The organism is Paraburkholderia nemoris, assembly GCF_905221015.1.
GTDB classification, from domain to species: domain Bacteria; phylum Pseudomonadota; class Gammaproteobacteria; order Burkholderiales; family Burkholderiaceae; genus Paraburkholderia; species Paraburkholderia nemoris.
Window position 1 is genome coordinate 23,307 of the sequence record NZ_CAJNBO010000036.1, and the last position, 12,360, is coordinate 35,666.

Below are 12,360 nucleotides of genomic sequence, written 5' to 3' on the forward strand. Positions count from 1 at the left end.
CGTTCGGTATCGGAACTCGATCCACCTGACGTGCAGCGCGACTGCAGCGCCACAATCTGAATTGATTCGAACAATTCGTCGGCTTGCTTCATTTGCACGTTGCCTCCTCGGTGGTCCCGGCCGCCACGTCGGCACGCAGCACCATCAAACGCTGCCCCGCGACAACCGCCGCGCCGGCCGCACAATCGATCGTTTCGATCACCCCGTCTTCGGTGACGGCAACGGACACTTCCATCTTCATCGATTCGACAATTGCGACCACCTGCCCTTCGCTCACGCGTTCGCCTTCGCTGACGAGCAGTTTCCAGACGCTGCCCGAGACATCGGCGACTATGCTCTGCTGGCCTGCCACAAGCTCGTCGTCCGCGCCGTTGCCGGTAGCCGAACCCGCGTCGCTGCCCAGCTCGCCGACATACTCGGCGTGCCCCGCGGCATTCCAGCGTTCGCGCTCTTCGTCGAACGCCGCCTGCTGCAGGTGCTTGAAGGCGGAGATCGATTCGGCTTCGTCTTTCAGGAAGCGGTTGTACGCGCCGAGATCGAATACCGATTCCTCGATCTTCAGACTCGCGCGGCCCGCGATGAAGTCGGCGCGCAACTCGGCCAGCTCGGCTTCGCTGACTTCATAGAAGCGGATCTCGTCGAAAAACCGCAGGAGCCACGGCTTGCCGGCTTCGAATTCGCGCGTGGTGCGGTAGCGGTTCCACATCTGCACGGTGCGGCCGACAAACTGATAGCCGCCCGGCCCTTCCATGCCATACACGCACAGATAGGCGCCGCCGATTCCCACCGCATTCTCCGGCGTCCAGGTGCGCGCCGGGTTGTATTTGGTCGTGACGAGCCGGTGACGCGGATCGAGCGGCGTTGCCACCGGCGCGCCGAGATAGACGTCGCCGAGACCCATGACCAGGTAACGCGCGTCGAACACGATGCGCTTCACGTCGTCGATGCTATCCAGACCGTTGATGCGGCGAATGAACTCGATATTGCTCGGACACCACGGCGCATCGGGCCGCACCGATTGCATGTAGCGTTCGATCGCGATTCGCGTCGACGGGTCGTCCCATGACAGCGGCAGATGCACGATGCGGTTCGGCACACGCATCTCGTCGACGGCGGGCAATTCGCGCTCGGCCTGCTGAAGATGCGCGAGCAAGGTGTCGTGCGACAGCGTGCGCGGGTCGAAATGCACCTGCAGTGAACGGATGCCCGGCGTGAGATCGACGATGCCGGGCAGCCGGTGCGCATCGAGCCAGTTCATCAGCGCATGCACGCGAAAACGCAGGTTCAGGTCAAGCATGAGCGGGCCGTATTCGACCAGCACGTTCTGATCGCCGGAGCGGCGGTAGACCACGCCTGTGCCCTCACCGGCCGATGGATCGCTGTAGAGAATGCAGTCGTGAGCGCTGAGGTCTATCGTTGCTTCAGTTGCTTCAGTTGCTGTAGGTGCTGCCGACGCCGTCAACGACGCTTGCGCACGCACCGGTTCGAACCGCACCGTATCTCCAGGCCGCAGTTGCCCGAGCTTCCACAACTCGTCGCCTACCACCGTCACCGGACAGACAAACCCTCCAAGGCTCGGACCGTCCGGCCCGAGAATCACCGGCATGTCGCCCGTGAAGTCGACCGCGCCGACCGCATACGCGTTGTCGTGAATATTCGACGGATGCAGCCCGGCCTCGCCGCCATCCGTGCGCGCCCATTGCGGCTTCGGACCGATCAGCCGGACCCCTGTGCGGCTGGAGTTGTAGTGAACCGTCCAGCGCGTGCCGTACAGCATCGCGATGTCATCGGGCGTGAAGAAGTCCGGCGCACCGTGGGGACCGTCGAGCACACCGAGGGTCCAGTCGTGCGTCAGCGCCGGCACGCGCGCCGGATCGAGTTGCGCGCCCGCTTCGCCGCGACCTGCGTCGGCGGCAAGATGCAGCACGTCGCCCTTGCGCAAGGCCCGCCCCGCGTGGCCACCAAACTGGCCCAGCGTGAAGGTGGCCTTGCTGCCGAGATAGTCGGGCACTTGCAGGCCGCCCTTGAGCGCGAGACAGGCACGCATGCCCGCACCGGTCACGCCACCGAGCTTGAGCACCGAGCCCGCCGGTGCCCGCGTGACCTGCCAGAGCGTGACCGGCTGGCCGTCGAGTGTGGCGGCGAGCGGCGCGCCGCCCAGCACGAACAGCGTCGCGGTATTGAAGCGCAGCGTGGCGCCGACCATCGCGCATTCGAGTCCCGCCGCGTCGGCCGGATTGCCGAGCAGTTCATTGGCGAGCCGGAACGACAGATCGTCCATGGGGCCCGACGGCGGCACGCCGATGTCCCAGTAGCCGACCCGTCCCGGCGTCTGCTGCACGGTGGTCTGCACGCCGCCGTCGAGCACGTCGATGGTGTGCGGCGCGAACATGAAGCGCGTGAGGAAGGCGGTGGTTTGCTCGCCGCGCGCGAAGGTCGCCGAACCAGCGATGGCGCGCAGATAGTCGAGGTTCGTCTCGATGCCGTAAAGCTGGGTTTGCGCCAACGCGGCGCGCATGGCGGCGAGCGCGGCATCGCGTGTTGCGCCCTTGACGATGATCTTCGCAAGCAGCGGGTCGTAGAACGCGCTGACTTCCGTGCCTGCATCGACCCAGGTGTCGACCCGCGCATCGGCGGCGAAAGCGACGTGGGTCAACACGCCTGCGCTCGGTTGAAACTGCTTGTGCGGATCTTCGGCGTACAGGCGGACCTGGATGCTCGCACCGCTGTGCGTCGGAACCAGCGTGTCGAGCGGCGCAAGCTCGCCCTCTGCCTGACGGATCATCCACTCGACCAGATCGACACCTGTCACCTCCTCCGTGACGCAATGTTCGACTTGCAGCCGCGTGTTCACCTCGAGGAAATAGAAACGCCGCGTGTCGGCGTCGAAGACGAATTCGACCGTGCCGGCGGATTCATATTTCACGGACTGCGCGAGGCGCACGGCACTCGCGTGCAATGCCGTGCGTTCCGCTTGCGTCAGCCCCGGTGCGGGCGTCTCCTCGATCACCTTCTGATTACGCCGCTGCACCGAGCAGTCGCGTTCGCCAAGCGCGATCACGCCGCCCCGGCCGTCGCCGAAAATCTGCACTTCGATATGGCGTGCGTTCTCGACGAATTTCTCGATGTAGACACCCGCGTTCGCGAAGTTGGCCTCGCCAAGCCGTGCGACCGACGCAAACACGCTCTCCAGTTGCGCCGCATCGCGGCACAGCGACATGCCGATGCCGCCGCCGCCCGCAGTGCTTTTCAGCATCACAGGATAGCCGATCGATTCGGCCTCGTTTAACGCGGTAGTTACATCAGGCAGTAAGCCGGTGCCGGGTAGTAGCGCTACGTCGTTCGCTCGTGCCAGCTCGCGTGCCGTGTGCTTCAGGCCGAATTCACGCATCTGCGCGGGGCGCGGCCCGATGAAGCGGATGCCCGCGTCTTCGCAAGCCTGCGCGAAAGCTGCATTCTCCGAGAGAAAACCGTAGCCGGGATGCACCGCATTCGCGCCGGTCGCACGCGCCGCCTCGAGAATCGCCGCGCTATTCAGATAGCTGGCGGCCGCCACCGCCGGGCCGATGCAGACCGCTTCGTCGGCGAGCATCACATGCATGGCGTGACGATCGGCCTCTGAATAGACCGCAACCGACGCAATGCCGAGGCGTTTGAGCGTGCGAATCACCCGGCAGGCAATCTCGCCGCGATTGGCAATCAGGACTTTGTCGAATGTCATTGGGCATCCCAGATGGTCAGCCGCACGGGCGTTGGGTTGTAGCCGTTGCACGGATTGTTCAACTGCGGACAGTTCGAGATCAGTACGGTGACGTCCATCTCGGCGCGCATCTCGACGTATTTACCCGGCGCCGAAATGCCGTCTTCGAAAGTCAATTTGCCGAGCGGTGTCACCGGCACATTCATGAAAAAGTTGATATTGCTGACGATGTCGCGCTTGGTGAGCTGCGTACCCACGCCGCAGGTGCAGTGCGTAATGGCATGCAGGAAACTGTCGCGGCAGCTGTGCATATAGCGTTTGTCGAGCGCGTAGCGCACCGTGTTGCTCTCGGCGGCGCAGGCTCCGCCGAGCGTATCGTGGCGCCCGCAGGTATCCGCGACAATGGTCAGCATGGGCTTGCCGAGGTTCGACATCAGCACGCTGCCCGCGGACAGATAGAGATTGCGTTGCGCGCGAATCGTGTCCTGCGCACTGTAGCGTTCGAGCGGATCGGTGCTGTTGTAGAACAGCGTGTCGACGGCCTGATTGCCTTCCAGGTCGAGAATGCGGAACAGCTGGCCGCGTTTGATTTCATGCAGCCACGGCTCGCCGGACGGCAGCGTGAGGTCGTAGGCCGCGTGGCGGGTGTCGAGTTTGCTTTCAATAATTGGCATCGCGGGTCTCCTTAAACGAACAGACGATCGGTGTTGACGAAGCCGCGCCCGTTCTCAGGGCAGGCGGCGCGGCAAGGATCGTCGGCCGGTACGGAGGCGTCGGCGGCGTATGCGCGATACGCGAGCAGCTTGACGGGTCTCGGTTCGTATTCGGAGGAAGGGTTCAACGGATGCGGTGCGCTCGAAAACGCGGCGAGCGTGCCCATTTCGAAACGTAGATCGAAGGCGGCGCCGGCAGCGGAGTGTCCCGCTACGAAGTCGAGCGAGCCATCCTCACCGATTGCGAGCTTGCTGAAAAAGTTGATATTGGCGACGAGATCGCGCGTGCCCAGACCGTGCTTGGCCAGTTCGAGCAACAGGCTGTCGCGGCCGTTGCGGACCATCGCATTACGATGTTGCTGATAGCGGGCTGCGCCGTATTTGTCGGCGAACAGTTCGGCGTCGCCGAGGCCGCCTAGCGGATCGTGCCAGCCGAGCGTATCGGCGGTAATCGACGCCATCACGCGGCCCATGTCCGAATAGAGCACGTGGCCGCGCGTCAGATGCGCAGTGTGCTGCGCCTTCAAGGTGTCGGCCATGTTGTAGCGTTCGAGCGGTTCGTCGTGCCGGTAGAACACGGCGGCCAGATTGGCGCCGCCCTCGGGATCGACGATGCGCAGCGCCATGCCACGGCGCAGCACGCCGGACCAATGCGTGCCGGCAGGAATCACTGTTTCCCACAACACATGCGGGATCGGTGCGAGATCGACTGAGGTTTGCGTCGACATGGAGGCTCCAGGTATCGGTTGGGAAAAAGCATGAGAGGGCGATTGACCGACATCGCGACCTCCCGGGCTTTTATCCCTCCGTGGAGCCTCGCCGGCGCCTTGAAAGAAGGTGAACGGCAAGACCGGATTGCTCTCGGACCAGACATCGTGTGCGCGCTTTGAAGCCTTCTGGAAGCCTTTAAAGCGGTACGACCGGAACCCTAGCGATCCTGAAGATGATGCAAATTACTTCGCACCTCTCGTTGCATAGCTAAGCGAGTTGCGTGCCAGCGTGATGTCGCTGATGCCGCAAGCGCATTGTGGCAAGGGATTGAACGGTATCGGCGGCTCAATGCGGCAAGCAGAGGGTTCATTAGCTTGATGGCGCACGCACCACGGCCGAGGGCAAATCGGCACCAGTTGAATGCGTAAAGCACCATGATTGGGCTGCGTGATCACGTGTCTGACGGTGGGTAGGCGCTCTGCACGATGGCACGGTGTGTGCGTGAGATGCCGCCACACTCTTCATTGCCCTCTTCCGACCATGCTCACGCTTGCCACGCTTCGCCGCACGCTCTACACGCTGATGTCGGCGCGTTTCATCGAACTGCAAAAGCAACGGCGCCGCTCGTAGACGAGGCGACGTCGTAGTCCTGATGCGGGCCGTTCCTGCTAAACAACATCCTGCTCAGTACCCGCATAACGAGCCTGCTGCCCAAAGCTCGCCAATCCCTTCGAGCCCTCCGGCAACACCAGTTCACCGCATTCGAGACGCTGCTTCAAATAGGTAAAGCTCTGCGCCGTCTGTGCAAACAGATGATCGCCAGCTGAAACCGGCTGATATTTCTCCACGGCCTCCGGTGTCGAAAACTGCGGCAGTGGCGCGACCACGGTGTGGTAATCGCAGGCAAAGAAGAGCGGAAACGAGTAGCGCTCTTCCCTCACCTTGCGCACGCGATGTGACGTCGCCACATACGTGCCGCCCGTCCACACTTCCAGCATGTCGCCAATGTTCACGACAAACGCGTTGTCGACCGGCGGCGCGTCGATCCACTCACCTTCGCCGTTCATCACTTCGAGGCCGGGTGCCGTCGGCAGCAGGATCGTGAAGCACTCATAGTCGGTATGCGCGCCAATGCCCGGTCGGTCTTCCGCGGACGCGTCGAAGGGATAGTGAAGCAGGCGCAGTTGACTCGGGGGCTTCTGCAAATACCTGTCGAAATGCGTTTCCGGCAAACCGAGTGCAAGCGAGAAGCCACGGAACAACGCACGGCCCAGCGCGAACGCCGCCTCGTAATAGCCGCCGACTGCTTCCCGAAAGCCTGGCTGCTCGGGCCACATATTCGGCCCGAGCATCGGCGTGCCGGCCTGGACATCCGGGTCGTCGGGCGGCAGTTCCCGGCCCGTGTCGAAGCCTTCCTTCCTGTCGCGCTTGCCGCCTGCGAAAACCTCTTCGCCTTCGGGTACATAGCCGCGATGCGCGGTCGATTTGCCGATGTAATAGCGCATCTTCCAGTCATCAGGAGCGGCGAAGAACTGCTTGGCCTGTTCTATTAGCGCGGCTTGCTGTGCACGCGAGACCTGATGGCCGGTGACGTAGAAAAAGCCCGCGTCACGCGCCGCGCGGTCGAGTTCGCGTGCGGTTGCAAGACGCTGGTCCGGGTCGTCACTAAAAAGACCGCTGACGTCGACGACGGGCAAGCGGTCGAAACGGGTGTGGGTTTGGCTCATGATCCTGGCCTATACGTGCTGCGGTTCGGTGGGCGATTGAGTCGGCGAATTCGTTTGCGCGGACAGGTTCGTTTGCGATTCGGTTTGCAGGCCGCTACGTGCCTCACGTCCGGCAAGAAACGCCGCGATGTGACGTCGCTCCTCACGCCCCATCCACGTGTTGATCTCCCACAGATCGGCCACCGGCGCATTCGTGAACGGCAGCGTGTGCAGATAACCATCGGGGCCGAACTCGGGCGTCATCGTCGTTGTCGTGTAGCCCCGGTCGATCTGCGCGCTCCACAGCGCCTCCCAGATCCGCTGATGCGAGGCGAGGCAGTCCGCGTACTCGGGTGCCGCCGGATGCGGCACCTGCGGACCTTGCGGATAGCCGACACGTCCGTGCAGATGATGCGCATGCGGCGCAAGCTCAAGAATCGTGTCCCATTCGCCGTCGAGCAGACGCTCACACACCGATACCCAATGGCTGAAATCGCAAGTCAGCTTGAGGTCCGGCACGGCACGCGCGACGTCGCAGGTAATCCACGGGTTGAAGAACGAGCGGCCGCGATGCGTCTCGAAGCTGCAGGTCACCTCGTGCTTCGCGGCAATCTCCACCGCGCGCGCGAAGAAATCCACCTGTGTGGCGGCCGGCCATGCGTCGCAGCCCGCCATCACATTGAAAAAGCGCGGCCTGAGTGGCTTGCCCCACACGATCTTTTCTTCGAAGTCGCGCAGGTGGTCCGCGGGTGTGGCGGACCGTTCGGGCACGTAACTGCCCGCCGTCGTAATTTCCGCGACGAACTCGAGACGTTCATCCGCGATCGCTTGCGCAAACGCTTCACGCTCAACCGCACCCGCCGGAACGGGCGCTTCGATACCGTCGAAGCCGGCGGCACGTACCAGTGGCGCCGCATCATGCGGACCGCCATTGAATCCCCAGAACGTCTTGAACAGTTCGAATTTCATCGCCTCTCCAAGTACATGCAAAATTGCATGCAATGGTACACACGAATTTCCTTCGCCAATAAGATATCTTCGCCTCGCCGTGCATAATTCTGGCGCGCCCGATTTCCGGCGCGATTAGCACTTAAACTGTGCACCCCTCCTCCTCGTGGTGAATCGATGAAGAAGAAACTTGCGCGTCACAAGGGGCAAGCCGTCGCGCGCGCCATTCTCGACATGGACTGGCAATGGTCCGCGCATTTCGGCGATCTGGGGCTGAACGACCTCAACTACAGCGATCTGTTTTGCCGGATGTGGGTGGAGCCGGAAGATGACTTCGCCAAGACGGCGCTCTACGAGTTCATGCCTGGCGTGAGCCGCCGCACCGCGGTGCGCTACGTGCAGGAGCTGATCGACGCCGGCTGGCTGCTGGAGACAAGTTCAGAAGCGGATCGCCGCATCAAACGGATCAGTCTCGCGGCCTCGATCGAGGAACGCCTCGAGCAGTTTCTCGCCTACGTGCATCAGCGTTTTGCCACCCTGGATTGAGCCTTTGACGCCCTTTTTTGCGTTGAAGCGTTCGCATAACAGGCATCTCGACGCCTCGCGCAATCCGGCTGGCATATTTCTCGCTAGATTAATCGCTGAGAGGTGCGGCAGCGTCGCATCTTAGGGATGCTAGGGTTCCGGTTCGCGAGAATGTCTGGTCCGAGAGCAGCCCGGTGCACCCGTTCGTTCGATTCGGACTTGATCCGGGAACGAACTGGCCGCACTACACGGCGGGACAAAAGCCCGGGAGATTGGCGATAGCAATGCCTATCGTGCCTCTCCGTGGCCGGAGTTTGTCTCCCGCAGTTTTCGCGCAGTGTCCGCACCATTCGGATTCTCGCGGGAACCGGTCATGTTGTTTTATCGCGCAGTCGCCGCGCGATCCAACTCAACAATCGCAATTGACCGGTCTCCTGGAGAAAACGATGAAACGCTTCGAATCCGCCCGTACGTCCCTCACTTTACTGAGCAGCCTTGCCTCGTCGCGCCGCGTGCGTGGCGCGATCGCCGGCGCTGCCGCGGCAGTCGCTATCGGCTTTGCCGCCGCGCCTGCACAAGCGGCCACGCCCCTTGCCATCGGCTATAGCGACTGGCCCGGCTTCGTCGCGTTCCAGATTGCCATCGACAAGGGCTGGTTCAAGGAAGCCGGCGTGGATGTCAATTTCCAGTGGTTCGACTACTCGGCCTCGCTCGATGCGTTCTCCGCCGGCAAGCTCGACGCGGTCGGCGCGACCAACGGCGATGCGCTGGTCACCGGCGCAAGCGGCGCCAAGAACGTGATGATCCTTCTGACCGACTACTCGAGCGGCAACGACATGATCGTGGCCAAGCCGCCCATTCGTACCGTGGCCGGACTCAAGGGCAAGAAGGTCGGTGTCGAAATGGGTCTGGTCGATCACCTGCTGCTGGACACGGCGCTCGAAAAGCATGCGCTCAAGGAATCGGACATCACGCTCGTCAACGCGAAGACAAACGAATTGCCGCAAGTGCTGGCGTCGTCCGGCGACGTCGCCGCGGTCGGCGCATGGCAGCCGAACGCGGGCGAGGCACTCAAGCGCGTGCCGGGCTCACGTCCGATCTTTACCTCGGCCGATGCGCCTGGGCTGATCTACGACGCGATCACCGTCAATCCGGTCAGTCTGCAGTCGCGCAAGGCCGACTGGGCCAAGGTGATCAAGGTCTGGTATCGCTGCGTGGCCTACATCAACGATCCGAAGACGCAACCGGATGCCGTCAAGATCATGTCCGCGCGCGTCGGCCTGACGCCGGCCCAGTATCTGCCGTTGCTGAAAGGCACGCACCTGCTCGACGCGGCTGCGGCGAGGAAGGCGTTCGTGAAGGGTGACGGTCTGGATTCCGTGTACGGTTCGAGCGTGAACGCGGACAAGTTCAATGTGCGCAACGCGGTCTACAAGCAATCGCAGAACGTGAGCGCCTATCTGGATCCGGCGTTGACCAATGCGCCGTAAGTAATGCTGGGCGGGCGTCTATAGCCATACACGGTAATATGGGGGCAGCACGCTTCGTCGCTGCACACATGCGATTCATTGCGGCGCCGGAGGACGGCCACAAGGAGGCAATCGTGTATAAAAACCAGTCTCGCTATCACGCCCTGCTCGCGCTGGCACCCATACTGGCGCTGCTTTTGTCGCTTCTGCTGCTGGCCCAGGCGCGACCCGTGTTAGCCAGCGAAGACAGCGCCAACGGCAGCGCGGAAGCCGCGGGCCAGCGCGCCCGCTTTGCTAAAGAATTCTGTGGAGGTTCCGAGCAGGACGTAACCGAATACAAGGAAAAACTCAGAAAGGTCCTCACCGAAGCCAGCCAGTTCGATACGCGCTGGCAGGCGGGTTGGCAGCGCGGGGATAGTGATGCGATCCAGATGCGCTCGCTGCAACTCAACTCCCCGTCGGAATTCGCAGTGCGGGTCAAAAGCAACTGCGACCGCATCAAATGGCAGGCCGACAACTTGCTGCGCGCACGCCCGCCGAAGTAGCCCGGCGCCCGAAGCTGTTATTCTTCCCTCTCTCCGGCCATCACCTGGTCGCCTGCCGCCTCCGGGCGGCATCCCAAGCGGCGCGCTCACGCGCCCGGCATCAGCGAGACAGGAATTTGCATGTTCGGTTTTTTGCGTGGCTATTTTTCCAACGACCTGGCAATCGACCTCGGCACGTCGAACACGCTGATCTATATGCGTGGCAAGGGCATCGTGCTGGACGAACCCTCGGTGGTCTCGATTCGTCAGGAAGGCGGCCCGAACGGTAAGAAGATCATTCTGGCCGTCGGCAAGGAAGCGAAACAGATGCTCGGCAAGGTGCCGGGCAATATCGAGGCGATCCGCCCGATGAAGGACGGCGTGATTGCCGACTTCAACATCACCCAGCAGATGATCAAGCGCTTCATCCAGATGGCGCACGAGTCGCGAATGTTCGCGCCGTCGCCGCGCATCATCATCTGCGTGCCGTGCGGGTCGACTCAGGTCGAGCGCCGCGCGATCAAGGAAGCCGCGCATAGCGCGGGCGCCTCGCAGGTCTATCTGATCGAAGAACCGATGGCGGCAGCGACCGGCGCCGGTTTGCCCGTGTCCGAGGCGACCGGCTCGATGGTGGTCGATATCGGCGGCGGCACGACCGAAGTGGGCGTGATCTCGCTCGGCGGTGTCGTCTACAAAGGTTCGGTGCGCGTGGGCGGCGACAAGTTCGACGATGCGATCGTCAACTACATTCGCCGCAACTACGGCATGCTGATTGGCGAGCAGACCGCCGAGGCCATCAAGAAAGAAATCGGCTCCGCGTTTCCGGGCTCCGAAGTCAAGGAGATGGAAGTCAAGGGCCGCAATATGTCCGAAGGCATTCCGCGCAGCTTCACGGTATCCAGCAACGAGATTCTCGAAGCCCTCACCGATCCGCTGAACCAGATCGTCTCGGCGGTGAAGATCGCGCTCGAACAGACGCCGCCGGAACTGGGCGCCGACATTGCGGAGCGCGGCATCATGCTCGCGGGCGGCGGTGCGTTGCTGCGCGATCTCGACCGCCTGCTCGCGGAAGAAACGGGCCTGCCGGTGTTTGTCGCCGAAGCGCCGTTGACCTGTGTGGTGCGTGGTTCGGGCATGGCGCTGGAGCGGATGGACAAGTTCGGCGGGGCTTTCTCGTACGAATAAGTACGAATAAGTACGAGTAAGCCCCCCTCGCGAACGACGGCCTACGAGGCCGTTTTTCCGCCGTTGATCCGGATGATTTCGCCCGTGATAAAGCTCGCCTTGTCAGACGCGACGAACACAATGGCGTCGGCTATCTCTTCGGGCGTTCCCGCGCGCTTGAGCGGAACGTTCGTGAGAAAGGCGGCTTTTCGCTCGGCGGTGCCGGTTAACCGCTCGAGCATCGCGGTTTCGACCGGACCCGGCGCAATGGCGTTGACGCGCACGCCTGACGCGGCCCCCTCGATCGCCGCCGATTTGGTCAGACCTTCCACCGCGTGCTTGCTTGCCACGTAAAGCGACGCGTTCGCCGCGCCGCGCGAACCCATCGTCGATGAAATATTGACGATGCTGCCGCTGCCCTGCGCCAGCATCACGCGCATCTCATGCTTCATGCTGAGCAAGGTGCCGAGCACATTGGTATCGAAGACGGCTGCATAGCCTTCGGGCGTGCGCTCCGTGACTGGGCCGTTCTGGCCTTCGGTGCCCGCGGAGTTGACCGCGACGTCGAGCCGGCCAAAGCGCGTAACCGTTTTGTCGACAAGGTCGCGTACCTCGTTTTCGAACCGGACATCGGACTGGATGAACTCGGCTTCTGCACCGAGCGTGCGAAGCTCTTCAGCCAGCTTCTGGCCTTGGTCCGCGCGACGCCCGGAGACGACGACATGGGCGCCTTCACGGGCAAAAGCCAGCGCGGTGGCGCGGCCAATGCCAGTCAACGCACCGGTGATCAGAACGACGGGATGGGTAGACATTGCGTTTCCTTCGTGAAGTTTGAGAAAGCGGATGACGGCGCCGCTCAAAGACTGGCGCCGGCGGCAGTCAGTGCCTAAGTCGGCTGTC

At 62.6% G+C, this 12,360-nt stretch carries 10 protein-coding genes and 2 riboswitches; of the genes, 4 read left to right on the top strand and 6 right to left on the bottom strand.

The window, feature by feature from the left end; all coding sequences use genetic code 11:
• Nucleotides 1–88: 88 nt before the first annotated feature.
• From uca to KHO33_RS36265, 5 genes are all read right to left on the bottom strand, one after another.
• The gene (uca, locus tag KHO33_RS36245) at nt 89–3,721 is read right to left on the bottom strand and encodes an urea carboxylase (RefSeq protein ID WP_200567588.1); all 3,633 of its coding nucleotides are present in this window, start codon (nt 3,719–3,721) and stop codon (nt 89–91) included.
• On the bottom strand, nt 3,718–4,374 hold the full coding sequence (locus KHO33_RS36250; RefSeq protein ID WP_200567587.1) for an urea amidolyase associated protein UAAP2: 657 nt from the start codon (nt 4,372–4,374) through the stop codon (nt 3,718–3,720). Before KHO33_RS36250 ends, uca begins: the two co-directional genes overlap by 4 nt.
• Nucleotides 4,375–4,385: 11 nt before the next feature.
• The gene (locus KHO33_RS36255; protein WP_200567586.1) at nt 4,386–5,141 is read right to left on the bottom strand and encodes an urea amidolyase associated protein UAAP1; all 756 of its coding nucleotides are present in this window, start codon (nt 5,139–5,141) and stop codon (nt 4,386–4,388) included.
• A gap of 57 nt (nt 5,142–5,198) precedes the next feature.
• Nucleotides 5,199–5,356: riboswitch (guanidine-I (ykkC/yxkD leader) on the bottom strand.
• A 436-nt stretch (nt 5,357–5,792) separates the two neighbouring features.
• Nucleotides 5,793–6,851 (bottom strand): isopenicillin N synthase family dioxygenase, encoded by a 1,059-nt coding sequence (locus KHO33_RS36260; protein ID WP_211629268.1) that lies wholly within the window; start codon nt 6,849–6,851, stop codon nt 5,793–5,795.
• 9 nt (nt 6,852–6,860) lie between these two features.
• Nucleotides 6,861–7,799: a sugar phosphate isomerase/epimerase family protein gene (locus tag KHO33_RS36265; RefSeq protein ID WP_200567584.1), complete on the bottom strand. Its 939-nt coding sequence runs from the start codon at nt 7,797–7,799 to the stop codon at nt 6,861–6,863.
• Between the two features lie 156 nt (nt 7,800–7,955).
• Between KHO33_RS36265 and KHO33_RS36270 the strand changes: the two genes are divergently transcribed.
• The 4 genes from KHO33_RS36270 to KHO33_RS36285 all read left to right on the top strand — a co-directional run bounded on the left by KHO33_RS36270 (nt 7,956) and on the right by KHO33_RS36285 (nt 11,481).
• Nucleotides 7,956–8,324: a helix-turn-helix domain-containing protein gene (locus KHO33_RS36270; protein WP_054042334.1), complete on the top strand. Its 369-nt coding sequence runs from the start codon at nt 7,956–7,958 to the stop codon at nt 8,322–8,324.
• A gap of 118 nt (nt 8,325–8,442) precedes the next feature.
• Nucleotides 8,443–8,576: riboswitch (guanidine-I (ykkC/yxkD leader) on the top strand.
• 173 nt (nt 8,577–8,749) lie between these two features.
• Nucleotides 8,750–9,793, top strand: coding sequence for an ABC transporter substrate-binding protein (locus tag KHO33_RS36275; RefSeq protein ID WP_200567583.1), 1,044 nt, complete (start codon nt 8,750–8,752; stop codon nt 9,791–9,793).
• A gap of 113 nt (nt 9,794–9,906) precedes the next feature.
• Nucleotides 9,907–10,317: a hypothetical protein gene (locus tag KHO33_RS36280; RefSeq protein ID WP_236074793.1), complete on the top strand. Its 411-nt coding sequence runs from the start codon at nt 9,907–9,909 to the stop codon at nt 10,315–10,317.
• 120 nt (nt 10,318–10,437) lie between these two features.
• Nucleotides 10,438–11,481: a rod shape-determining protein gene (locus KHO33_RS36285; protein ID WP_028194510.1), complete on the top strand. Its 1,044-nt coding sequence runs from the start codon at nt 10,438–10,440 to the stop codon at nt 11,479–11,481.
• Between the two features lie 41 nt (nt 11,482–11,522).
• Here the strand turns inward: KHO33_RS36285 and KHO33_RS36290 are convergent, their stop codons facing one another.
• Nucleotides 11,523–12,272, bottom strand: coding sequence for an SDR family NAD(P)-dependent oxidoreductase (locus KHO33_RS36290; RefSeq protein WP_054042330.1), 750 nt, complete (start codon nt 12,270–12,272; stop codon nt 11,523–11,525).
• Between the last annotated feature and the right edge of the window lie 88 nt (nt 12,273–12,360).

Coding starts and splice junctions, on each gene's coding strand:
- uca (WP_200567588.1), bottom strand. CDS start 3,721: ATGACATTCGACAAAGTCCTGATTGCCAATCGCGGCGAGATTGCCTGC.
- KHO33_RS36250 (WP_200567587.1), bottom strand. CDS start 4,374: ATGCCAATTATTGAAAGCAAACTCGACACCCGCCACGCGGCCTACGAC.
- KHO33_RS36255 (WP_200567586.1), bottom strand. CDS start 5,141: ATGTCGACGCAAACCTCAGTCGATCTCGCACCGATCCCGCATGTGTTG.
- KHO33_RS36260 (WP_211629268.1), bottom strand. CDS start 6,851: ATGAGCCAAACCCACACCCGTTTCGACCGCTTGCCCGTCGTCGACGTC.
- KHO33_RS36265 (WP_200567584.1), bottom strand. CDS start 7,799: ATGAAATTCGAACTGTTCAAGACGTTCTGGGGATTCAATGGCGGTCCG.
- KHO33_RS36270 (WP_054042334.1), top strand. CDS start 7,956: ATGAAGAAGAAACTTGCGCGTCACAAGGGGCAAGCCGTCGCGCGCGCC.
- KHO33_RS36275 (WP_200567583.1), top strand. CDS start 8,750: ATGAAACGCTTCGAATCCGCCCGTACGTCCCTCACTTTACTGAGCAGC.
- KHO33_RS36285 (WP_028194510.1), top strand. CDS start 10,438: ATGTTCGGTTTTTTGCGTGGCTATTTTTCCAACGACCTGGCAATCGAC.
- KHO33_RS36290 (WP_054042330.1), bottom strand. CDS start 12,272: ATGTCTACCCATCCCGTCGTTCTGATCACCGGTGCGTTGACTGGCATT.